The sequence below is a fragment of the Psychrobacter sp. SZ93C1 genome, from assembly GCF_015864635.1.
Taxonomy (GTDB): domain Bacteria; phylum Pseudomonadota; class Gammaproteobacteria; order Pseudomonadales; family Moraxellaceae; genus Psychrobacter; species Psychrobacter fozii.
The window spans coordinates 88,125-111,172 of record NZ_JADYWY010000006.1 but is presented as its reverse complement, the minus strand read 5'-3'; the positions used below and the strand labels follow the sequence as shown (position 1 = coordinate 111,172).

The window sequence follows — 23,048 nt, the reverse complement described above, 5'->3', positions numbered from 1 at the left end:
CAGCTCACTTTGGCTTAGAGAATGGCATGTGTTATCTAAAAAGGAAACTACCATGAGCAAAGGTCAAGACAGTAAAAAGAATGTAAAAAAGAAGCCGCTTTTGACGGCAAAAGAAAAGAAAGCGGCAAAACAAGCTAAGAAAGAAGACAGCGGCAGTATCTTAGGTAAGCATTAATAGTAAGTGTCTCAATATGCCAATCAAACTTAACGGTTTGATTGGCATTTTTTTTGAGTGAGCTACTAATTTTTAATTAGGGCGTGTCCTCATTTTAAAAATGATGATAAAAATGAGATAAATCGCAGTCAAACAAGGAAAATAGCGCAGATAATATCGAGATATTAGTCAGCTATTTGACAAGATTTAGCCACTTTTAACCCATTTAGATAACTATCGATTGAATTGAGGACACGCCCTAGCCACTGCGCGGTGCAAACATAATAATCGCCATTCCTAATAGCGCGACAATAGAACCTACAACATCCCAAGTGGTTGGTCGTATACCATTCACTGTCCACAACCACAAAATGGCCATCACAACATATACCCCACCGTAAGCGGCATAGACTCTGCCTACTGCTGTTGGATGCAATGTCAGCAACCAAACAAAGGCTGCTAAACTCAGTACAGCAGGAATCAAAAGCCAGATTGACTTACCTTCTCGCAGCCATAGATAAGGCAGGTAGCAACCGATAATTTCTGCTAATGCAGTAAGCCCAAATAGCCCAACGGTCTTTAATTCTGTCAAAACTTACTACTCCTCACCCATTACTACTCAATGGTAATAAAACCAGTCAGATACTGTACAGCATTGCCAGAGACTAGCACCCTATCCTCGACAACCATGCAATCGAGTACCCCACCGCGACTGGAGGCTTGATAAGCAACCAATTCATTTTTCTCCAAACGCTCAGCCCATAATGGCGCTAAACCTGTATGCACCGATCCTGTCACAGGGTCTTCATCGCCACCATTGGCAGGCCAAAAATATCTCGAAATAAAATCGTAATTTTTATAGTCGTCTGATTCAGATTGACATGTCACCACCACATCTAAAGGCGCTAGCTGCTTTAACTTTTCATTATCACGTTCTACATTTAGCACATCAGCTTCAGAATTATAAATCACGAAATACGCTTGCTCATTACGATAAACGTCAACAGGAACGACTGAAAGACCTGCCAACAACTCCTGAGGAATGTCGGTAATCTTTTCAGGCTTTCTGTTTGGGAAGTCCATTTGTATTTTACCAGTGTCTGTTTGCACAACGGTCAAAATACCAACGGCTTTGGCTGAGAGTTTGATAGACGTTAGAGTAGGATTTTTCTTAAATAACACAAAGGCAGATGCCAAGGTTGCATGCCCGCAAAAAGCAATCTCAGTAAATGGTGAAAACCAACGGATATGGTAGATACCTGCATCATCCGTTTTATCTAAAACTAAAAATGCGGTCTCGGATAAGTTGTTTTCCATCGCAATAGATTGCATCAGCGCATCGGACAACCAATTTTCTGTGATAATAACCGCTGCGGAATTACCCTTAAAAACGCTATCAGTGAAAGCATCGATGACATTTATTTCTAGCTGCATGTTATATTCTCAATTTTATAAGTGTTTAAAGATTAATCTTTGCCTTCATCCTCTCCAGAGAAGTCAAAATACAGAATATTTGACCAAAGTCCAAGGCCGAGATCGTAGATAGCTTGTTCTGAGTTATTCGAGGACAATGCTTTTGGCCGTGTTGGACGACGACCGAACAGTTTTGCCCAGAAGCCAATAGGTTTAGGCTGGTCGCTCACTACTGGCGCAGGCAATAACAGTGACTGATATGCGGCCTCTATCTCAGGCTGAAGGTTCTGCACTTGATTGAGAAGTGCCAGATTTTGCGCTTCTACTGGCGTCTCACTCATCTCAAAAATCTCGCCACACTCCAAAATAAAATACTGACTTTGGTTCTTAGGCATTTTTAAAAATTCAAGCGCCTCTGCAATTGGAGCTTGAGCAGCAGGTAACGTGATACCTGCTAAGAATGCTTCAAGGTTTTGCACACCGCTTGCATAATCCCCAATGAGAGCAATCTTTTCAGGGTTGTCCCAAATTACTGATAGACAGGCTTGCGGATTACCAGAGAGTAAAATTTTAAAGACGATTGGAATATCATAATTATATTCTGAAATACCAGTTAGCACACGGCTGCTATCATCTTGATTTGGTTCGGGGATAGTGTTGGTCGAATACAGATAACTACGGTTCGCCATAATAATCACTCCAATTTATAATAATTAAATCAATCGCCATACATGCTTTTGTTTACAATAGTATGTAAGACCACCTATTCGATAGTCGATGTGAGCACCATTGTCATTATCCAATATACCCTGATTAAAATGACATGACAGTCAGAATTACCGTAAAATCCATCATATAGTTGAATTCAAATAATTTCGATACAAGGAAGCCGAGTGCAAGTGATACATTAGTATGCTTAGCGAGGATGACGATGTAGCGGATTTATATGGACTTGACTATAGCAGACAAACCTCTTAGAGAGCGCTCTATCGAGGTCGTACCGACACTTTACATAGGAAGTTAGCATCATGATGCGCATTGGATTATTCTTATTGACCAACTTAGCAGTGATTGTGGTATTTAGCATTGTGTTTGGTATATTGTCGAGGTTTTTTGGGATTGGCGGTGTCCACGGCGCAGGCGGTCTTAATTATGTTAGCCTTGCCATTATGTGTGGTATCTACGGTATGGTTGGCTCGATGGTATCCCTGTTTATATCAAAGTGGATGGCCAAAAGATCAACGGGTACGGTGGTGATAGAATCTCCACGCAATGCTACCGAGCAATGGCTAGTCGATACGGTCGCCAAACAAGCCAAAGCAGTAAAAATCGGTATGCCTGAGGTCGGTATTTTTAATAATTCGCAACCAAATGCGTTTGCGACTGGCTGGAATAAAAACAAGGCGCTGGTGGCAGTGTCATCTGGTCTACTACAGAATATGAATCAAGATGAAGTCGAAGCGGTATTGGCGCATGAGATTGGTCATGTGGCCAATGGCGATATGATCACGCTTGCTCTCATTCAAGGCGTGGTGAACGCTTTTGTGATGTTCTTTGCACGTATTATCGGCAGTTTCGTTGACCGCACTGTGTTTAAAAATACCAGTGGCCGCCCAGGTGTTGGTTATTTCATTACCAGTATCGTGATGGATATTCTGCTTGGGTTTTTGGCGTCTGCCATCGTCATGTGGTTTTCACGATTACGTGAATTCCGTGCGGATCAAATGGGTGCAAAACTTGCCAGCCGTGAAAAAATGATCAGTGCGCTTGATGCGTTGCGTCCTTCTGCACAGCGTCCCGACCAAATGCCAGAGAGTATGAAAGCGTTTGCAATCTCGTCTGGGCAAACTCAAGGTTTTAGTATTGCAAATCTATTCCGCTCACACCCAACGCTTGATGACCGTATTGCGGCGTTGAGAGAATATAATCCTAGTGAGGGGTGATGAAGAAAACATAATGACGCTGTCATCAAAACGCTTATATAGCGTACAGTGCGTATTTCACTACTCTAGCTAAGCCAATCTATTTCCATAAGTTTATCGATTTCTTTTCTATATTTTGGCTCGACATAAATAGGAATATATTTCTCCCCTATTTCTTTTGCGATAGCATACCGGTGATGGCCACCCTTCAACATAACCTCGCCGATAAGGTGAGGTTTTACCAGTGGCGGTGATATAGGTCTTTTTTCAGATAAATAAACAATCAAATATGCCAAACTACTTTTATGTCCTACTGACCACAGCTCGCCTTTATCTCTACGGCTAAAATGGCATAGTTTTTTATCTAGAGCATCTAATTCCACTGTTCCCAATATAAAACCTTCTGGATATTGAGTTTTAAAACTTAATTCATTGTCACCATCTAAAGAGAAACGTTGACCTTTTTCTGATAAATCCCAATTAAAGGTAATGGGTGGCCAATCTGAAGAATCTGTTTCCATATACTGACTTGCTTCACTTGATATTCTTGAGCTTAACTTATATTTTTCCTGATGAACTTCTAATGTTTCACCTGCTATAGCAGCAAACACCTCATCCATATCCATACTTATTCCCATTATTCAAATATAAGATCAAACCTCATTCATCATAATCGATGCTTGATGACTATATTATTGAAATTTTGCGTATCTACGACCCTAATCATGCATGAGGATTTGGTTATTTGAAAACACGCTTTAGTTATTTCTTTTACTTAGACGGAAAAAGCGATATCAAACCATCCCCTATTATTCCTCGCCAAGAAAAATAGTCATGCCCTGCACCATACTCTTCATAACGAGTGTCATACCCTTTTGCCAATAACACATCACGCAGATGACGATTGGTTCCCAATATACCATTGCTACTACTTTCCCCACGAGCTGTTTCAAACACGCCAGCACTCATAAAGAAACGAACGGGTGCCTTATCCATTCTTATGACTTCAGACGCTACAAAATGCTTATCATCTGCTGTCTGATCTTCTGGCTTCCACCAAAAAGAACCAGACATAGAGATAACATTGCCAAATATATCAGGATGACGTAGTGCGATCGTCATGGCAGCCAATCCGCCATAGCTCGACCCTGCAATGACCGTTCTATCCTTTGATATCGCTACTGGCAACCGTTTATTTACTTGCGGCACCAGCTCATTGGCCAATACATCTGCAAATACAGGATTGGCAGGCAATTCGCGCGCACGGGCATCCCCATCAGGATTACTGATAAACACTGCCGTCACCGGTGGAATCTCACCTTCTGCGATTAAATTATCTAATATCGTTGGCAATCCAACCGTATCGATATAGGCTTCCGCATCAAAGATATACAACAACACCCCATCGTCTCTATTATTCTGGCTGTCATCAATAGCAGGAGAATAGATAGTAATGTCACGGGTATTGTCTAACGTACTGCTGGTAAATTTAAAAGTAGAAAGCTCGCCTTTGGGGGTTTCTTTTTGCACATCTACCCAAGGCCTTTTTGGCGCATCTTTTAACGTAACAGTAGATTTGGTTGTGTACTTGTCGATTGCTGAATCAGGCCATGGATGATGGTTATAAGGATCGGCCTGAGCCACAGATTTTATGGCAATTCTACGGGCACGCCCAGACAATGGTGGTTGAGGTACATTTGGAGCGATTTGATAAGATAAATGCGTGTTGTTTGGCACAATAAAACTTTTGTACCACGTATCAGAGTCCGCCAATCGTTGCAATGCATCATGATTATTGGACGGGCCACCCATTAGCTTGATATTACGATAGTCGCCTCGCGCTAAAAACGTCATCAAGGTGCCCGAAGGCGTCTCTTCGAGCAGCGGCGTGCCTAATGCTTCTACATCTGCCCAAAAACTGTCAGTACTCTCACCCTTTTGCAGTGATTCACGTAATGCCGATACTTTTGGGCTGAGTAACGTATCAGAACTTTCTGAATTACTTTCTAAAGAACCTTCTAAATCTTGCTCAGCCAGACTGATACGTTGTTCGAGCACTATCTGATATGCACCTGTGCCAGACAGTCGCCACGTCTCTGGGCAGTTTTCGGCTACTGAATAGAATTTTTGTTTGCCAGTTTTATGGTCAATCAAACGGCGCGATAATTTTCCTGTGGCATCGATGATATCCATCGTCACCATATTTTTACCACTTTCCACATACCCAGTTAGATAATCGCCTTTTTCACAGGGAATACGGATATCCAATGACTTATGCTGTGACTGTGACTTAGCATTACTATTTTCACTGTTGAGATGGCTTAGCTCACCCTTCAAAGGATTTCCCACTTTTAACACTGGTATCTCCGAACCAAATGCCGAAAATGATTTCGAATATAACAAACAAGTAAATCCTGCTATAGCCCATTTATTAGAGAAAAAACGTGTGTATGTCATTCATTGCTCCTTATTCTATTCACTGACAAACATCTAACCTCCGCCGTTACAAGATGTTAGGGCGTGTCATCAATTCAAACGAGTGCCCTCTAAATGGGCTAAAAATAGCTAAATTTTGCCAAACATCGTCAAATATCTGGTTAATATCCCGATATTATCTGTGCTATTTTCCTCGTTTGACTGCAATTTATCTTATTTTGATCATCATTTTTAAAATGAAGACACACCCTAGCAAATGATACAAAGCTGAAATACTACCTTATTTTCATTATTAATGATATTAAAAATCATTATCATTTAAGTTTTGTAAATTGAATGCCTATAACGGCTTAATATTTTTGCAAACTCTTGAACCTAAAATTTTGTAAAAACAAAAAAAAGCCCCTCTGACTCACTATTGAGTCAAAGGGGCTTGGTGATACAAATTACGACTAACTAGATATCAAACTCAAGCGCTCTATCACCATTCTCGTCTTTGATACGAGTTGGCAAACCAATCTTATTCAATAGATTGATAAGTGGCTTGGCATCAAGCTCTTCGACGTTGACCATCTTGCCTGCATCCCATTCACCGGTAGCAATAAGCATAGCAGCCGCGACAGGTGGGACGCCCGCAGTATAAGAAATACCTTGGCTACCCATGGCCTCATATGCGTCTTTATGGTCAGAGACGTTGTAGATAAATACTTCGCTATCCACGCCATCTATCTTGCCTTTAACCTTGTCACCGATACAAGTCTTGCCAGTATATTCTGCTGCTAAAGAACTTGGATCTGGTAGTACAGCTTTCACCACTTTTAGAGGGATAACTTCTTGCCCTTCAGCGGTCATGACAGGCTGCTCAGACAATAGACCTAAGCTCTGAAGCACGGTAAAGACATTGATATAATGCTCACCAAAACCCATCCAAAAGCGAATGTTTGGCACATCCAAGTTAGCTGATAACGAATGAATCTCATCATGGCCGCTCAGATAGCTGTTTTGCATCCCTACGACAGGCAGATCATCCGTACGCTTTACTTCAAACATTTTGTTTGACTGCCACTTACGATCTTGCCAAGAGTAAACCGTACCCGTAAATTCGCGGAAGTTAATCTCAGGGTCAAAATTAGTGGCAAAATACTTGCCATGGCTACCAGCATTGATATCGATAATATCGATGTCTGTGACTGAGCCTGCATCCATCATGTCATAGCCAAGACGCGCATAAGCGTTGACCATACCGGGATCGAATCCTGCACCTAAGATAGCTGTGATCTTATTGTCGGCACAGCGCTGCTTACGCTGCCACTCATAGTTGCTATACCATGGCGGCGTCTCACAGATCTTACGAGGATCTTCGTGAATAGCCGTATCAATATAAGCAACTTCCGTTTCGATACAAGCTTCTAGCACACTCATATTCAAAAAAGGTGAGCCAACGTTGATGACGATTTGGATGCCTGTGTCTTTTATCAGCTGTATCAGCGCAGGGATATCCATGGCATCGATTTGGTGCGTATGCAAAGTCGCTGGCTGCTTAAAGCTGCCTTTCTCTTGCACACTTTGGGCGATGGCATCACATTTATCTACCGTGCGCGACGCAATATGAATATTGCCAAGCACGTCATTATGCATTGCACATTTATGCGCAACCACTTGAGCGACACCGCCTGCTCCAATGATGAGCACGTCTTTTTTGTTGGTTGTAGCTTGTTGGTTTGTGTTCAATGAACAATCCTCCTTTGTGTCCCTGTCGATACCATTGATAGCGGCTATGCAAAACAGAAACGAGTGAATGATATGCGTGAATTAAAAAGGAAGACCGAGGAAAACCCACGCACCCGTCGGGCAAGCATCATTTTCTGCCAATGACTGTTTGCCCGAGGCGATTATAGCAATTTTTTACGCTCTTTTTGACAAAAATTCATGAATAAATATGAATCTTATTAACAATGTAAGCATAACGCTGGCTAACAATCAGTTCTGAATGTTAAGACAAGCTCGCCTTATATTCCTGATAATCAAACTCACGCTGTACATCAATCGAGCCATCAAGACGGCGAATGACGATAGCTGGCATGTTGACACCATTGAACCAATTTTTCTTAACCATGGTATAACCTGCGGCATTGCCAAAAGTAATCTGATCGCCTATCTGTAAATTACTTGGCAAGTCATACTCACCAAAAATATCCCCTGCCAAACAAGAACGACCATAAATGAGCGTACTGTCTACCTCACTGTCGAGAATAGGTTCTGACGTCTCAATCACTGAATGACCGATAGGAGCGACATCCATTACTGTATTATTGATAGCGGCAATGGGTGCTGACTCGCGATAAATCAGTAGATCAAGCATGTGTGCTTCGATAGACGAATCAACCACGGCAAGATGCTTTTCATTATGCATGGTGTCTAGTACAGTCGTGACTAACGAGCCAGCGCCATGGATACTCGCTTCACCTGGCTCAAGATAGACTTGTACACCATATTGTTCGCTAAATACTTTTAAACGAGTAGCGAGATTTTCCAGTGGATAATCAGGCGCGATAAAATGAATACCACCGCCCAAGCTTACCCATTCTAATTGCGCCAGAATATCTCCAAACCTGTTTTCAATATCCGCCAGACTTTCACTAAACGCTTCAAAGCTATCGTTTTCACAGTTGTTATGAATCATGACGCCTGTAATATCACCCAATACTGCCGCAATCTTAGCTTTATCATGCTCACCCAAACGGCTAAAAGGACGAGCTGGATCGGCGATAATAAACGACGAATTACTGGTTTTTGGGTTTAGACGCAGCCCGACAGGAATGTCTTGCGCACGTGCCTGCTCGCCAAAAGTATTGAGCTGCGAGATAGAGTTAAAGATGATTTTATCCGCGTATTTTAATACCTCAGGGATTTCATCTGCACTATAGGCCACGCAGTAGGCATGCGTTTCTTTTTTGTCTTTGCTGCCCGCATCGTTGCTATTAGCATCATCGTTGTTACCAAAAGTCTCATAGCCCAGTCTGACTTCGTTGAGTGATGATGAGGTAGTACCATGCAAATAAGGCTGCATAATGTCAAACACGCCCCATGTCGCAAAGCATTTCAGTGCTAATAATGCCTTTGCACCTGACAGCTCACACAGTCGTGCAATGATTTTCATGTTGTTCACTATCGCCGCTTCATCAAGCAAATAGTATGGCGTTGGTACGGTGATAGACTGGCTAGTAGATTTGGTAAAAGTTGGATTGGTAGACGATGTATTCATAATGGTGCACCCGATAGCATTTGATAACAGTAGCGAATAATATTTTTCGATATAGTAGACTAAATTTATCATTATTAGAATAGCTTATGGCACTTTCAACCGACTACTCAACCTCGTCCAGTCAAGCCAACTCGGCTCAATTGGATCCAAAAAACATTGATTTGGCCCATCTAAATCCTAATGCACGTGCTGTATTGGACTTTTGGTTTGACCCAAACAATGAGCAATATTGGTTTGCACAAAATGATAACTTTGATAGACAAATAAAAAATAAATTTGGCGATATCTGGCAAGCAGCTAAACAGGGTGAATGTGCGACTTGGCGACTTTCAGAGTCATCATTAGACAGTAATAGCTCAATCACGGCTTTGGCTGGACGCTTGGCAGAAATTATCGTATTGGATCAATTCTCACGTAACTTATGCCGCGGGCAAGTCGGCGCTTTTTCTCAAGATGGTATGGCAGTCGCTTTAGCACAAGAAGCCAGCCAGCAACCGTATTTTGATACGCTACCAATGGCATGGCGTAAGTTCATTATCATGCCGTTTATGCACTCTGAATCGGCAGTCATCCACGAGCGCTATCTGCCATTATTTGAACAACTGGATGATACCTATACTTTAGACTTTGAATATCGCCATAAAAACATTATTGAGCAGTTTGGCCGCTACCCTCATCGCAATAACACGTTAGATCGTGAGTCAACTTACGAGGAAGAAGTATTTCTGCAGCAGCCGAATTCATCGTTCTAAGTATTTTTGACCATTTAAACTTTATAGTGGTTAAATTATAAAAGCAAAAAGCCACCTGCTTGTAAATAAGTAGGTGGCTTTTTGCATTCCAACGGTAATATATTTTATGCTTAGGCTATTTTATAAGGACAGTATGTCGGTCAAATCTACTGCCCTTTCTATAGAACCTAAAAAATATTAACGTACTGATAAGTTGTAGGATAAATTTCTTCAAATTTTATGGATAATTATGAACAAGCACCTGCTTGTTGTGCTCCATAAGCTGCTTCATTTGCAGTGTACTTGTCACCTGCACTCGATGAAAGTTGTTCGATTAATCCATTACAAGAGAAACCTGTCATATCAAGATACTGGTTTGCCGATCTCACGGCTTGCTCATTCCAATTGATATTTAAGCTGTCTACAGCAACGGTAGCATCAGCTACTTCATAGCCATCACCATATTCTGATGAAAGCTGATTGATAAGTCCATCTCGTGAGAAGCCCGTCATACCAATATACTGTTTTGCTGATCTAACAGCATTCTTTTGTGGCTGAGATAGGCCTTTTGGCTTTTCTAGTGTGACTTTTTCACTTTTTACTTGTGTTTGTTCAAGTTTGGCATCGGAGACTTTCGGAGCCGTATAGTAATTACCGTTTTCACTCCAAAACTCTAGATCACCATTTTTATTAATAATGAAGTATTCATTGTGATCTTTTCCGCTCTCATCTTGAAGCCTTAATCCCTTATCTAATTGAGTTGACTCATAGACTGTGTCTTCTTTTGAGAGTGGACCGAAATCATATAATTCTTGAATATAAATCTGACCATCTTTCTTATATGCAGTCACCTTTGAGTCCATTCCACGACTGGCCATCCAGCTCCCTATTAATTCACCTTTAGATATATTGGTGTTTTTTATTCTTTCGTAATCCGATGCGGTTGCCCCAACTATATTTACCTCAAACTCAGGATTATAGTGAGTCGTTGCCCAAGCACTCCCATCACCTCCACTAGCAAGCCGATACGTGATAAAAGTGCGCTCAACTTTTGCATCTGACAGAGCATAAATCTTTTCTGCTAAAGCAATAAGAGATTCCTCATCCATCCGTGACGATAGCTCCACTTCTACAGTACGTTTAATATCGCCCTTAACTGTATCTTCTACAATTTTATATTCAGGCAGTTTCTCAACTTCAGGTTCTGGAGTGGGTTCAGACTTTGCAGTATCGACCTCTGTTTCTGTAGTTACTGGTTCATTGGTTGCTGTCTGGTCATCTGTTGGGATAAATAACATTGATATAAATATTAGAGTAGAGCCTGCTAATGTTACTTTACCCCTACCTATTTTAGGTTTCTTATCTAAGATTAAACGCTTGATAGGTGGTAACAACAGAACCGATCCGATTAGCATTAATACACTAGTGACAATAGCTCCTTGTGCCATCATTCCTAGTGCCGTTGCTATAAAGAAAATTCCAAAAAACCAAGCACACACTGACAGTATCTTTGATTTTAAATCATTCATTATCACCACCTAAAATGTAAAACTTTCAACTATAAAGCATTATGTCAATATAACAAATGTTTAGTTTAAATTACTTTTTTACAAATTAGTTATTAGATTTTTTCAACCTCATTAGGGACATGTTTTAGCTTTCTAGCGCCTTTCTAACAGGTGCAAAGCTACGCCTGTGCTCAGATAATACGCCATAGGTGTCAATCGCTTCCATATGTGCACGCGTTGGATAGCCTTTATGTTTGGCAATTCCGTATTCTGGGTGCTGTGTATCAAGCGCATACATGGCTTCATCACGGCTTACTTTTGCTAAGATACTGCCCGCGGCAATACTAGTATGACGAGCGTCGCCCTTCACCCATGCTTGGCAGTCGATATTAGCCTGTTCGACCCCACATTTAGCAAGCTTAGCAAAGTCCAACTCTGGACAACGATTGCCATCGAACAATACTTCAACTTGTAACGGTTTAACAGCATCTGCTGTCATTTCACAGGCCATGGCAAACTGTTGAGCAACTACTTCTATCAATGTTTCGGTACATAGGCGCATCCCTAGCATGGTCGCTTGCAATATATTGACCTGATCAATCACTGCTGCGGGTATGTCAGCGATGACATAGCCGATTGCATATTGCTTCACTAACGGATAAAGAATGTCGCGTTTTTTTTCACTCAACTGCTTAGAGTCTGTCAATATAGATAGCGGCGTACCTGTGAGTGGTTGTTCCTCAATCAGTCCTGACCAAGCGGCAGGCAATATCGCAGCGGCAACATTGACGCTACCGAGCAAAGGCCCACGCCCTGCTTCATCGATGCCAATCTGTAGCATTGGCTGTGTTAAATCTTGCTGTCTATCTACTGAATATTGAGTGAGAAGCTCAGAGACATTGAGTCGCCCGGACAAATGAATGGGGGCTGCCAATTGGATATATTGACCTTTAATATCAATGCTCTCGATACTCACTTTAATTGGTGTCATTGAGCTGTCGGTACTGTGCTGTTTACTCATAGCGATGCGGTGTCTTTTTATCAAAATAGTGGAAATGTAGCGTGCGTTAATCCGCAGTATTATGCTTTATGGTCTTTTTGAATAAACCATTGCTCAACCACACTATTGGCTGGGTCATGGTTACTTTGCTGTTCTAATGACCGTTTGGTGGCGACGAGGTCTTTTAACTGCTCAGCATAGGCCCGCGGTTGCAGTAATCGCATGAGCGTACGGCAAATATTATCCCCGCTTGCCTGCTCTTGAATCAGCTCAGGGACGATGGCCGTACCCGCCAAAATATTAGGCAGCGCCACATACGGCACTTTTACCAAGCGTTTGGCTATCTGATAGGTGAGCTTGTTTAATTGATAAACCACGACCATCGGGCGCTCTAGTAGCATCGCCTCTAACGTTGCCGTACCCGATGCTAACATAACGATGTCAGATGCAGCCATGGCCTGCTGGCTAAATGTCGGTTGGCTGTCATCATATACCACGACTATCGCGGCGCGCAGCTGCTCTGAGCGTTGATCAATCACATCTTGCACGATATATTGATGATTCTGATCTACTGTTGGAATGATAAAACACAGCTTTGGATCTAATAGTATTAGCCTTTGAATACCGTCTAGCATCAACGGTAAAATAGCGGTTATCTCTCCGCGTCTAGAACCTGGCATCACACAAATAAGTTGGCTGACGTCATCAAATCGCTCAATAAAGAACTGCTGCAAACCATCGTTGTGCCAAACTAATTCGCTGCGGCGCTGATTAATCGGTGTCTCTAGTAATGTCTGATCAATGGTGCGTAAGAGCGGATGACCGACACATATCGCCGGGTGATTATGGCGTTCATAAACAGGTAGCTCAAAAGGAAATAAGCACAGCACCAGATTGGTCGCCGCTTTAATATTATGAATCCGTGACTCACGCCATGCCCAAATAGACGGACTGACATACTGTACACAAAACACGCCTTTTGGCTTTAGCTTTTTAGAGACTCTAAGGTTGAAATCAGGGGCATCAATACCGATGAACCAATCAATATTAGCGGCTTTGAATGCGCTCAACAGCTCACGACGGGCTTTGAGTAAATCAGGCAGTTGGCCCATCACCTCTACCAACCCCATGACTGCCAGACGCGACAAAGGAAAAATACTTTGTAGCCCCTGCGCCTCCATCATGCTACCGCCCACACCTACCCAAACAATATCATCACGCAAGTTGTTCATTTGTTGCATAAAATCTGCACCCAAACTGTCACCTGATACTTCACCTGCGACGATACCTATCACTAATGGCGTCGATTTTAACTCAGGCGTCTGCTCTGTGAGTTCAGTATGTTTATCAGGCGTAGAAAAATCTGTCATGACAAGCTCTCGATATTAAAAAACACAATGTTATAAAGAATAAAAAATAATTATTATGAAATAATACTTGGGAAATCTACACTAAAATACGATGATTAATGAGTATTCTCAACACGCACTATTTTAGCGTCCTATCGTTTATGTTGTCATCATACGTGACGATGATATAAATAGCTAAGTTAGCTGATAAAAGTAGCGTGATATACCTATGAAAAATGACTTAAAATTTCGGTCAATTTTTCATTATGGATAAGAATATTAAGCAGAAATCTTACGTCTATTACACTCAACACAAGACTGATAATAAACAAGTATAACTAAGTTTTGTTTTTATCATTCCAGTTATGAGTCAATAAACTCGCCGACTACCCTTGTCAACAGCCCGTTTTGTCCGCATAATGATTATTCCTATAAATTAGCTAGACGATATAATCATGACGACACCAGCTACCCATAATGCAGATATTGATGACGTGAACATTGAACAATTCATCCCCCTAATCACTCCAAACGAGCTCAAAACTGAGCTGCCTTTGTCAGAGAAAGCGTATGACACGGTTTTAAAAGGCCGTAATACTATCCAAGACATCTTGGATGGTAAAGACAAACGCTTATTTGTGGTCATCGGCCCTTGCTCTATCCATGATATCAAAGCCGCTCACGAATATGCCGATCGCTTAGCCATATTGGCAAAAGAAATCGAAGACAGCGTTTTCGTTGTGATGCGCGTGTATTTTGAAAAGCCGCGTACCACTGTCGGCTGGAAAGGTATGATTAATGACCCTGATATGAACGACAGCTTCGATATTGAAAAAGGTCTACGTACGGCCCGTAAACTACTGATTGATCTGAACGAAAAAGGCTTACCTTGTGCCACTGAAGCATTGGATCCAAACACGCCGCAGTACATGCAGGATTTGATTAGCTGGTCAGCGATTGGCGCACGTACCACTGAGAGCCAAACTCACCGCGAGATGAGCTCTGGTCTATCATGCCCAGTTGGTTTTAAAAATGGTACCGATGGCGGTATGACCGTCGCAGTCAACGCTATGCAAGCAGTAAAAGCAGGTCATAGCTTCTTAGGTCTATCATCAGATGGCAAAGTCTCCATCATCAAATCTAAGGGCAACCCTTACGCGCACGTGGTATTGCGTGGCGGTAATGGCAAACCTAACTATGATCAAACAGCTGTCTCTGAAGTTGAAGATGCGCTGGCGGCAGGCAAAACCAGTAGCAAGATTATGATTGACTCAAGTCATGCCAACTCAGGTAAAGACCCATATCTACAGCCGATGGTCATCAAAAACGTCGCTGAACAAATTCAGAACGGCAACAAATCTATCATCGGTATGATGATTGAGAGTCACCTAAAAGGCGGCAATCAAAAACTGACTGCTGATTTGAGCCAGCTTGAATATGGCAAATCTATTACTGATGGTTGTTTAGATTGGGACAGTACCGTCGTTGCGCTACACAACTTACGTGACATGGTAAAAGACGTATTGCCTAACCGCTAGTCGTCATTGTCTTATAGTCAATTGCTATAAGCCAAGCATAAAAAATCCCGTCCGACATAGTAATGTTGGACGGGATTTTTTTATGCTTTCAATTCAATCACAAGGTCATTTACCCTACTCGCTTGCTGCACCTAACACACTATTTAAACTCTCAAGCACATGCTTAGATGAAACTTGCTGCTGCAACTCAAGCAACTGATCATGCGCCATCTGGCGATGTGATTCAGCCAACGTATTCCAACGTGCCAGCACTTGCAGCAAACGCGAGGCCAAAACAGGATTGGCATCATCTAGCTTTTTGATCACGCCTGTATAAAGGCTCAGCCCTTCTGCTGTCCACAACGCTGTTGGCTGTGACGTAAAGGCGCTAATAACTGAGCGTACGCGATTGGGCGTATTCCAATCAAAATCAGTATGAGCAATCAACGACTTGATAGTATCAGCCGTGACCGTATCAGCGGACGCTTGCACACTAAACCATAAGTCGATAACCAAATCATTGCTGTTAAAGCGCTCATAAAAATCGGCTAAATAAGCATCAGCACTTGCCACTTGATGATTGACCATCACTTTTAGCGCACCGAAACGCTCGGTCATACAGCTGGCATTGTCATACTGCTGCTGCGCCCATACTGCTGCATCTTCAATTTTGGCCGTTAATGCCATGTCTAACACCACATTACGTAGCGCACGAGTACCACGTGCCTCAGGGCTATCTTCATAAGACTGCATCGGTAGCTGTTTATAAAGCACTGCCCACTGATCTTTTAAGGTATCTGCTACCAGTTGGTACAAGCCTTCATGCTGCGCTTTCACCAACGCTGGATCGTAATCTTTGTGAATCGCAGACGCCAACTCTTGTGCTGATGGAATATCGAGCAAACGTACTGCCAACATCGCATCTTCAGCTGCCAACTCAGGCAATGTCTGAGCCAGTGCGCTTAGATAGACGTCAGGACTGCTTTTTGACACTTGGCCTTGTAGCAGGATACGATTGACGAGCATCTGTGTTACTTGCCAGCGATTAAAACCATTGGTTTCATGTTTGAGCAAAAATGCCAAGTCTTCATCTTGATAATCATAATTAAGCTGTACTGGCGCACTGAAATCACGCAGCAACGAGACGACTGGCTCACTAGTCACATTTTCAAAGGTAAATGACTGTGTTGCTTGATCGAGCAATAACATACGCTCAGCGATGATATCACCGGAGTCTTGATCAAACAGTGCAGTCGCTACCGGAATAGGCAATGGTTTTGGTGCAGAAAAACCACTGACATGGCGAGTTTGCTGACTAAGCGTAATGGTTAATGTCTGCGCAGCGCTGTCATAGCTTTGATGGCCAGAGACCACTGGCGTGCCTGGCTGACGATACCAATCTATGAAGTTTTCAATCTTACTATCAGTGATACTCAGCGCAGACAAGAAGTCTTCAACGGTCACAGCTTGCCCATCATAACGGCGGAAATACTCATCAGTGCCCTTGCGGAAATCATCAGGCCCTAACGTATTCGCAATCATACGGACAATTTCAGCGCCTTTTTCATAGACAGTCGTCGTATAAAAGTTATTGATCTCAACGAAACTCTCAGGGCGCACAGGATGTGCAAGCGGCCCTGCATCTTCTGCAAACTGATGCGCGCGCAATGTCGCGACATCGTCGATACGCTGTACAGCGCGCGACTGCTGATCCGCTGAGAACGATTGGTCACGGTAAACGGTAAAGCCTTCTTTTAGACACAGCTGGAACCAGTCACGGCAGGTGATGCGATTTCCTGTCCAGTTATGAAAATACTCATGAGCGATGATGGCTTTCACACTGAAGCTACGTGAGTCAGTCGTTGTCTCTGGGCTAGACAATACGCAGGACGTATTAAAAATATTTAGACCTTTGTTTTCCATCGCGCCCATATTAAATTGGCTGACAGCAACGATCATATAACGGTCTAAATCGTATGGTCGGCCATAATTGACCTCATCCCACTTCATGGCATCTTTTAGCGCTTGCATACCGACATCGCATTTATCGATATCAGCAGACTTAGCATACACTTCAAGCTTGACATCTCGGCCTTCGCTCGTCGTATAAGAGTCTGTCAATACATCTAAATCGGCGACGACACAGGCAAACAGATAGCTTGGTTTATTAGTCGGATCATGCCAGATCGCATAGTGGCGGTCTGGCGCATCTACCAATTCACCAGACTCCACCAAATTACCATTGGCCAATAGCGTTGGGTAGCGCTTATCTGCTTCCAGACGCGTGGTAAATATCGCTAGTACATCGGGACGGTCTGGATAAAAGGTAATTTTGCGGAAGCCTTCAGGCTCACATTGGGTGACAAACATCGTATCGTCACCACTACCTGCCATATATAGACCTTCAAGGGCAGTATTGGTCTGCGGGCAGATACGTACTTGAATCTCTAAAACAACTTCATCAGGTGCATTCGATATTGTCAGTTTGTCAGCGTCTTGCTGATAATGCTCAGCAGTTAGTGTCTCGCCATTCATACTAATAGCAAGCAGCTCTAACGCTTCACCAAATAATACGATATCTCCTGCCGTTTGACGTACCATTTTTAGCGTACTGTCTACCTGCGCAAACTCTTCAAACAACTTTATATTCAAATCAACCGTTTCGACATCAAAGCTTGGTTTTTTATAGTCCTTCAAGTTAATTTTACTCGGTGCTTGCGGTGGCACGTCTGGCATATCAGCATTGATGATTTGAGCATCAGTTTCAGCAGTAGACATATAAATTCCTATTATTTTTTATGATATAAATATGATGTTGGTACAAGAGCTTGTTAGACTTATAACTAAATTGACCTGAACGACCAAATTTCAAGTGCAGGTCTAAAGATTATAGCATCCAGAAGAAATGCAGATGTATATGTGGTACTTCAAGCTAGGTTAAGACAACTTGTGTTAATCAATCATTGGATAATAATGCTTAAAATGATTTAATAGATTCACTACTGATCACTATTTAATTAACGGCCTATTATATGACAAAGCATACTGCCCGTCGTTCAGACATTACTTTACCATTACTTATAGATTACGTTGATGCCCTACTACCATCGTTAGTGACGCAAGAAGACACACCGGAAATGATTGAACAGCTCAATGATATCACTGAGTTATTATGGGTGGTACAAGACAAAAATGCACGCATGGCATTAAAGACAGAACTAAAAGAATATCTCAGTAATAAAGACAGCAATAATGAAATGGAACAGGTTGAAGCGCTACAGATAGTAACGTTATCAGAGCTTACACAGCAGCAACTGCCTGAACGGTATGAGCTCGCCTGTTTTTGGTTACCTGCATTGTCATCCGAGCTACTACAGCAATATACTCCACTACTGATGCGCTATCGTGATCTGTATGCTGCGCATCTGCTCATCGCACTTGAGAGCAGCATAAGCTTGCAAGCTTATGGCTTTACGCCATTTGATATTTTGAATGAGCAATCTTTAGAGATTGGCTTAATGAATCAAAAAAACTCGCTCGTATCAACAGCCGCCACTCTCTGGCAGTTTAATTTATATGACTATAAACAGCTACCGAATTGGCTCAATGCTGACTACTGGGCTAACCCTGAAAACTGGGGTAAGCATCGGTGGTAGTAAGCCTCATATCTATATGTAAATTCTAGAATTATTTACAGTAAAACTAATTACATAAAGTAACATTTAGTATATTATAGATAGCAATTGCCCAAGTTTTATCCTAAGCAGTTTAAAAAAACAATTTAATTAAAATTTTAGGAGCTCAGCATGTCAACTAACTTTTCTAAGATCGCCGTTCTAACTGTATTAGCAAGCGCAATCGCCATTACTACAGGTTGTGCTACCAAACGCACAAACTCTGAAGTTGTGGTTGCCCCACTAGGTATCCCAGGTGGTCAAGCTGGATATAATGGCTCTGTTTCTATGAATAACTCTAGCGCAGTTATTGCTGGTGCTGAGAACCTACAAGCCGTTGTATACTTCGGCTATGATAGCAGCGAAATCACTGCACAATCAGCCAGTGTTTTGAATCAGCATGCAAGCCTACTTAGCTCAAACCCATCAGCGGGTGTTGTTATCGCTGGTCACACTGATGAACGCGGTAGCCGTGAATACAACATCGCATTGGGTGAGCGCCGTGCTCAAGCAGCGCGTAACTATCTTGCGGCCCAAGGTGTGTCTACAAATAACATCCGTGTCATCAGCTATGGCGAAGAACGCGCTGCTGCTGCTGGTAACACTGAAGCTGATTATGCACAAAACCGTCGTGCTGAGCTGTCTTACTAAAAGTCGTACAACCAATCAGAATCAGACAAGCTTAACTTGATTCATAAAAGCCCAGTAATATTGATATTGCTGGGCTTTTTACGTATTACTAAACCAAAAAACTCACATCAATCGATATAACTCATGATGCCAACCTTACGCCTGACGCATATTCAATTTACTCAGCTACAGCCTATGACGTGGTGTGCCACCGCACAGGTGAGTGAGTATCCACGCCTCAAACATCAAGATTTATGGGGCAAGTCGTTGGGGAGACCCATTGATCACGCTACATGTATAGGTACTGATGAATGGTACAAACGTAGTTGGCAATACCGCATACCACCAGATGATTTATCAGTGCGTGATATCGCTCGTGCCCAACGTCAGCGACAGCGTCAAGGCGTGCGTCTGTTGTTACAGCAGTTTCTGGATAAGCTAGCGCTCAGCGATACGTTAGATGAATCCGCATTCCCGTATCGCCTTGTCAAAAGTGGACATTACGTATGCTTCAGTCATACAGGTGGCAAAAGCAAGGCAGTCAATAAACTGTTAAGCAGTATCGTCACCGTGGTGATTAGTCCTCATCGCCCTATAGGTGTGGACGTAGAGGTCAATAATGTTGCATGGCATGTGGCAAAGCGATTTTACTCAGACAATGAGATTATGATCTTGCAATCATTACCCGTGATTCAACGTGACACGATCACCAAGTTGCTATGGCAGATAAAAGAAAGTTTTATTAAAATCCATCAATACAAACTGGCTCAAGGTCTAGGAATAGATTATTCCTATCTTATTGATGACTTAATAGATGCCAGTAGAGAGCCGTCAGCTTTAACCGTCATAACTGACCATAAGTCACCTTATCAAATTGCCATTTTATCTATACAACAGACGGTCGTTATTTTTTAGATAAGTGATAATTATATTAATTTAGATGGCGATTACTGTTTTAAACAACGACTGCTACTTTATTTTAGACAAAAAAACGACCCTAAAAAGGGTCGTTTTTTTGTGCTTACTTTTCTTCTAATGACAGTATTTAAACTGTGATTAGATTAGAAACGGTAAGTTGCACCAACTTTAACAATTGGTAACCACTCTAACCAATCTTTATCTTCAAGCTCTTGCTCAGCTTTTTTAGCAACATCGCCTGCAGTAGTTGTTTGAGTATCACCATTTGAATCTGTATAGCTAACTACACTGTCTGCATTCACAGCTCGAACAGTTGCGTCAGTTTTACCCATGTAAGCTGCGCCGATTTCACCAAATAGACCGAAGTTATTTGTGATGTTAGGACGGAAACCGATAGTACCATAAGGCGCTAGCTTGTTACGGTGCTCGATAGTACCTTCAAGAGTACCAGTTTGAGCAGCATTGTATTGCTGGCCGTCAACTTTAAAGAAACCACCATCTGCATTAGCAGTTACATCAATATCGTTATCAGGTACGATGATACCAGCACCAACTGTGAACCAGTTACCAGTAGGACGTAATTGTACGCCTAGGTAAGGGTTGCTGAAGTCTGCGTCAACATCATAGTTAACATCGCCAGCATCGAAATCACCGCCGAATAGGTCAGCGACATCGCCACCTGCCCAACCAGCTTGCAATTCAGTGTTCTCATTTAGTGACCAACCGATGTTAGCACCATAACCTAAAGTACCAGCTTCAGCACTTACAGATGCTGGGTTAATAGCGGTGTTGAATAGCGTTTTAGTGCCACCAACGACAGCGCCAGTAGTATTACGGACAGCACCAGCAGTTTTACCGATAACACCAGTGTTAGTAGGTTCTGCTTCATAGGCGACAGCAACTGGCTCAGCTTCATAAGCAACAGCAGCTGGCTCTGCTTCATATACCATTGCATCAGCTTCATCAACAACGATAACTGGTTCAGCAGCGAAAGCAGCAGTTGATGCCATGACAGCAGCAGAGATAGCCGTTAATTTAATAAATTTCATCAATATTCTCCTAAAGAATGGGATAACTCGCCCGTAAAAAAATGATAATTCAGATTTTGATATCTATCATTTTTGTTGAGGAGATTAAAACAATTTTGGCTTTAAAAGTCATCCCTATAGATGCGCTTTTTATTTGCCATTATGTAAAGATTGCATAGATATTGTAATAATTACTACACCAATCCGTAAAACTCCGAGTTTCTGTTACACAACACTCTTACAGCTACTGAATAGCGCAAACATTGATATTGGACAGCTTAATGTTTATGTAAGGGTATTACAAAATATGTCATTATAGTGAACGACCTTTCCATTAAACTCAGTGGCGGTTATATAGCTTATTACTACGGTTTGTTGTACTTTGTGAGTTGTTGTAGCCACTGTTGCTTTAAATAGGTTTTTAGACACATGTGTTTATCATACAATTGTTTCTATATAGTATGAGCAGATAGCGTGCCTAAGACTTGTCTAAGCTTGATATTGTGCTAAATTAGAAGTAGTTAAGAATGTGTGACAAGTCTGCGTATTCACGGCTACCTATCTGATTGATTAAAACATTGTGATATTTCCTACTGTATTATTTTTATTATTGAGCCATCCATATGCCTAAAGTATCGTCGATTACCCGTGTGTTAGAGATTATCGAGGCGGTGTCTTATGCTTCTAAGCCTCTCTCTCCACTTGAGCTATCACAGGAATTAGACATTCCTAAACCAACCATGCATAGATTGATCCAGAATTTGGTTGATGAGGGTTTTGTGACCGTCGATATTGGAGGTGGCATCATTCCTGGAAAACGAGTACGCAACTTAAGTGTTGAGCTGTGGCAGCAGCGCCAGTTCTTTAATGAACGACAAATGGTTTTGCACAAATTAGTAGAGGAAGTAAAAGAAACGTGCGGGATTGCTATTCCCTATTATATGGACATGCTCTATACCAACCGTGCACAGACCGCTCTACCGCTACAGATTTATCTGCCCGTAGGTGCCAAGTCACCAATGTGGTGTACCGCTACAGGTAAGCTGTATTTGAGTCAGTTATCTGCCACCAGTCGCAACAAGATACTGCAAAGTCTGCCACTAGATAAGTTCACGAAAAACACCATCACCGATATCGATGCGTTAAATAAAGAGCTAGATCATATTGCTGAGACTGGTGTTGGTATCGACAATGAAGAGTTTATCTCTGAAATGGTAGCTGTGTCTGTACCTATACTAGATAAAAAGTCGCGCTATCTGGCCTCACTATATATTCATGCGCCAACCGTACGTCTATCTTTGGATGAGCTATTGACACATGTGCCACGACTACAAGCAGCGGCACAAGATATTCAATCGCTGGTATATGAGCTACAAAGCTAACAACATTGACCGTTAAATGACTATCATTAAATGGCTATAATCGAATAACTATAAAAAGGCCTGCGCTAAGATATTAGCGCAGGCCTTTTTATATAGTTGAACACATCTCTTATAATGTATA

General features: G+C 42.1%; 20 protein-coding genes. 8 read left to right on the top strand and 12 right to left on the bottom strand.

Annotated elements, in window-relative coordinates; genetic code table 11:
• Positions 1-52: 52 nt before the first annotated feature.
• Entirely contained in the window at positions 53-175 is a 123-nt protein-coding gene (locus I6E83_RS14845; RefSeq protein WP_265090119.1) for a hypothetical protein, read from the top strand.
• 238 nt (positions 176-413) lie between these two features.
• On the opposite strand, the gene I6E83_RS09190 is transcribed toward I6E83_RS14845, so the two are convergent.
• Genes I6E83_RS09190 through I6E83_RS09180 form a run of 3 tightly spaced genes read right to left on the bottom strand, consistent with a single transcriptional unit; the run spans position 414 to position 2,256 of the window.
• Positions 414-746, bottom strand: coding sequence for a YnfA family protein (locus tag I6E83_RS09190; protein WP_197101331.1), 333 nt, complete (start codon positions 744-746; stop codon positions 414-416).
• Positions 747-769: 23 nt separating this feature from the next.
• Positions 770-1,588, bottom strand: coding sequence for a PhzF family phenazine biosynthesis protein (locus I6E83_RS09185; protein WP_197101329.1), 819 nt, complete (start codon positions 1,586-1,588; stop codon positions 770-772).
• Positions 1,589-1,620: 32 nt separating this feature from the next.
• The gene (locus I6E83_RS09180) at positions 1,621-2,256 is read right to left on the bottom strand and encodes a hypothetical protein (protein ID WP_197101327.1); all 636 of its coding nucleotides are present in this window, start codon (positions 2,254-2,256) and stop codon (positions 1,621-1,623) included.
• 339 nt (positions 2,257-2,595) lie between these two features.
• Between I6E83_RS09180 and htpX the strand changes: the two genes are divergently transcribed.
• Positions 2,596-3,510: a protease HtpX gene (gene htpX / locus I6E83_RS09175; protein WP_197101325.1), complete on the top strand. Its 915-nt coding sequence runs from the start codon at positions 2,596-2,598 to the stop codon at positions 3,508-3,510.
• Positions 3,511-3,575: 65 nt separating this feature from the next.
• Here the strand turns inward: htpX and I6E83_RS09170 are convergent, their stop codons facing one another.
• The 4 genes from I6E83_RS09170 to I6E83_RS09155 all read right to left on the bottom strand — a co-directional run bounded on the left by I6E83_RS09170 (position 3,576) and on the right by I6E83_RS09155 (position 9,190).
• Complete coding sequence (locus I6E83_RS09170) at positions 3,576-4,115, bottom strand: transcriptional regulator (RefSeq protein WP_197101323.1); 540 nt, start codon at positions 4,113-4,115, stop codon at positions 3,576-3,578.
• Between the two features lie 145 nt (positions 4,116-4,260).
• Positions 4,261-5,946, bottom strand: a complete 1,686-nt coding sequence (locus tag I6E83_RS09165; protein WP_197101321.1) for an alpha/beta hydrolase-fold protein — start codon at positions 5,944-5,946, stop codon at positions 4,261-4,263.
• A 435-nt stretch (positions 5,947-6,381) separates the two neighbouring features.
• Positions 6,382-7,656 carry a saccharopine dehydrogenase family protein gene (locus I6E83_RS09160; RefSeq protein ID WP_197101319.1) on the bottom strand — a complete coding sequence of 425 codons (1,275 nt, stop codon included), beginning with the start codon at positions 7,654-7,656 and terminating at the stop codon, positions 6,382-6,384.
• A gap of 262 nt (positions 7,657-7,918) precedes the next feature.
• Positions 7,919-9,190, bottom strand: coding sequence for a carboxynorspermidine decarboxylase (locus I6E83_RS09155; protein ID WP_197101317.1), 1,272 nt, complete (start codon positions 9,188-9,190; stop codon positions 7,919-7,921).
• An 86-nt stretch (positions 9,191-9,276) separates the two neighbouring features.
• On the opposite strand from I6E83_RS09155, the gene I6E83_RS09150 reads away from it, so the two are divergent.
• A complete protein-coding gene (locus I6E83_RS09150) occupies positions 9,277-9,942 on the top strand; it encodes a DUF924 family protein (protein ID WP_197101315.1) in 666 nt (221 codons plus the stop codon).
• Between the two features lie 227 nt (positions 9,943-10,169).
• Here the strand turns inward: I6E83_RS09150 and I6E83_RS14840 are convergent, their stop codons facing one another.
• The 3 genes from I6E83_RS14840 to lpxB form a co-directional block, all read right to left on the bottom strand.
• Positions 10,170-11,450 (bottom strand): Ltp family lipoprotein, encoded by a 1,281-nt coding sequence (locus tag I6E83_RS14840; RefSeq protein ID WP_265091215.1) that lies wholly within the window; start codon positions 11,448-11,450, stop codon positions 10,170-10,172.
• Between the two features lie 124 nt (positions 11,451-11,574).
• Positions 11,575-12,450 (bottom strand): ribonuclease HII, encoded by an 876-nt coding sequence (locus tag I6E83_RS09140; protein WP_110923760.1) that lies wholly within the window; start codon positions 12,448-12,450, stop codon positions 11,575-11,577.
• A gap of 59 nt (positions 12,451-12,509) precedes the next feature.
• Complete coding sequence (gene lpxB / locus I6E83_RS09135) at positions 12,510-13,799, bottom strand: lipid-A-disaccharide synthase (protein ID WP_110923759.1); 1,290 nt, start codon at positions 13,797-13,799, stop codon at positions 12,510-12,512.
• Positions 13,800-14,233: 434 nt separating this feature from the next.
• On the opposite strand from lpxB, the gene I6E83_RS09130 reads away from it, so the two are divergent.
• Positions 14,234-15,316 (top strand): 3-deoxy-7-phosphoheptulonate synthase, encoded by a 1,083-nt coding sequence (locus I6E83_RS09130; protein ID WP_110923758.1) that lies wholly within the window; start codon positions 14,234-14,236, stop codon positions 15,314-15,316.
• Between the two features lie 114 nt (positions 15,317-15,430).
• On the opposite strand, the gene pepN is transcribed toward I6E83_RS09130, so the two are convergent.
• Entirely contained in the window at positions 15,431-18,073 is a 2,643-nt protein-coding gene (gene pepN, locus I6E83_RS09125; protein ID WP_197101313.1) for an aminopeptidase N, read from the bottom strand.
• Between the two features lie 254 nt (positions 18,074-18,327).
• Here pepN and I6E83_RS09120 point away from each other — a divergent pair, with 254 nt between their 5' ends.
• The 3 genes from I6E83_RS09120 to I6E83_RS09110 all read left to right on the top strand — a co-directional run bounded on the left by I6E83_RS09120 (position 18,328) and on the right by I6E83_RS09110 (position 20,514).
• Positions 18,328-18,951: a DUF6231 family protein gene (locus I6E83_RS09120; RefSeq protein ID WP_197101311.1), complete on the top strand. Its 624-nt coding sequence runs from the start codon at positions 18,328-18,330 to the stop codon at positions 18,949-18,951.
• 150 nt (positions 18,952-19,101) lie between these two features.
• The gene (pal, locus tag I6E83_RS09115; RefSeq protein WP_110923755.1) at positions 19,102-19,620 is read left to right on the top strand and encodes a peptidoglycan-associated lipoprotein Pal; all 519 of its coding nucleotides are present in this window, start codon (positions 19,102-19,104) and stop codon (positions 19,618-19,620) included.
• Between the two features lie 123 nt (positions 19,621-19,743).
• Positions 19,744-20,514, top strand: coding sequence for a 4'-phosphopantetheinyl transferase family protein (locus I6E83_RS09110; protein WP_197101309.1), 771 nt, complete (start codon positions 19,744-19,746; stop codon positions 20,512-20,514).
• Between the two features lie 146 nt (positions 20,515-20,660).
• Here the strand turns inward: I6E83_RS09110 and I6E83_RS09105 are convergent, their stop codons facing one another.
• Positions 20,661-21,566: a hypothetical protein gene (locus tag I6E83_RS09105; RefSeq protein ID WP_110923753.1), complete on the bottom strand. Its 906-nt coding sequence runs from the start codon at positions 21,564-21,566 to the stop codon at positions 20,661-20,663.
• A gap of 602 nt (positions 21,567-22,168) precedes the next feature.
• Here I6E83_RS09105 and I6E83_RS09100 point away from each other — a divergent pair.
• A complete protein-coding gene (locus I6E83_RS09100; protein WP_197101307.1) occupies positions 22,169-22,927 on the top strand; it encodes an IclR family transcriptional regulator in 759 nt (252 codons plus the stop codon).
• Positions 22,928-23,048 lie beyond the last annotated feature (121 nt).

Coding starts and splice junctions, on each gene's coding strand:
- htpX (WP_197101325.1), top strand. CDS start 2,596: ATGATGCGCATTGGATTATTCTTATTGACCAACTTAGCAGTGATTGTG.
- lpxB (WP_110923759.1), bottom strand. CDS start 13,799: ATGACAGATTTTTCTACGCCTGATAAACATACTGAACTCACAGAGCAG.
- pepN (WP_197101313.1), bottom strand. CDS start 18,073: ATGTCTACTGCTGAAACTGATGCTCAAATCATCAATGCTGATATGCCA.
- I6E83_RS09170 (WP_197101323.1), bottom strand. CDS start 4,115: ATGGATATGGATGAGGTGTTTGCTGCTATAGCAGGTGAAACATTAGAA.
- I6E83_RS09120 (WP_197101311.1), top strand. CDS start 18,328: ATGACAAAGCATACTGCCCGTCGTTCAGACATTACTTTACCATTACTT.
- pal (WP_110923755.1), top strand. CDS start 19,102: ATGTCAACTAACTTTTCTAAGATCGCCGTTCTAACTGTATTAGCAAGC.
- I6E83_RS14845 (WP_265090119.1), top strand. CDS start 53: ATGAGCAAAGGTCAAGACAGTAAAAAGAATGTAAAAAAGAAGCCGCTT.
- I6E83_RS09105 (WP_110923753.1), bottom strand. CDS start 21,566: ATGAAATTTATTAAATTAACGGCTATCTCTGCTGCTGTCATGGCATCA.
- I6E83_RS14840 (WP_265091215.1), bottom strand. CDS start 11,450: ATGAATGATTTAAAATCAAAGATACTGTCAGTGTGTGCTTGGTTTTTT.
- I6E83_RS09155 (WP_197101317.1), bottom strand. CDS start 9,190: ATGAATACATCGTCTACCAATCCAACTTTTACCAAATCTACTAGCCAG.
- I6E83_RS09185 (WP_197101329.1), bottom strand. CDS start 1,588: ATGCAGCTAGAAATAAATGTCATCGATGCTTTCACTGATAGCGTTTTT.
- I6E83_RS09130 (WP_110923758.1), top strand. CDS start 14,234: ATGACGACACCAGCTACCCATAATGCAGATATTGATGACGTGAACATT.
- I6E83_RS09180 (WP_197101327.1), bottom strand. CDS start 2,256: ATGGCGAACCGTAGTTATCTGTATTCGACCAACACTATCCCCGAACCA.
- I6E83_RS09150 (WP_197101315.1), top strand. CDS start 9,277: ATGGCACTTTCAACCGACTACTCAACCTCGTCCAGTCAAGCCAACTCG.
- I6E83_RS09110 (WP_197101309.1), top strand. CDS start 19,744: ATGATGCCAACCTTACGCCTGACGCATATTCAATTTACTCAGCTACAG.
- I6E83_RS09100 (WP_197101307.1), top strand. CDS start 22,169: ATGCCTAAAGTATCGTCGATTACCCGTGTGTTAGAGATTATCGAGGCG.
- I6E83_RS09165 (WP_197101321.1), bottom strand. CDS start 5,946: ATGACATACACACGTTTTTTCTCTAATAAATGGGCTATAGCAGGATTT.
- I6E83_RS09140 (WP_110923760.1), bottom strand. CDS start 12,450: ATGAGTAAACAGCACAGTACCGACAGCTCAATGACACCAATTAAAGTG.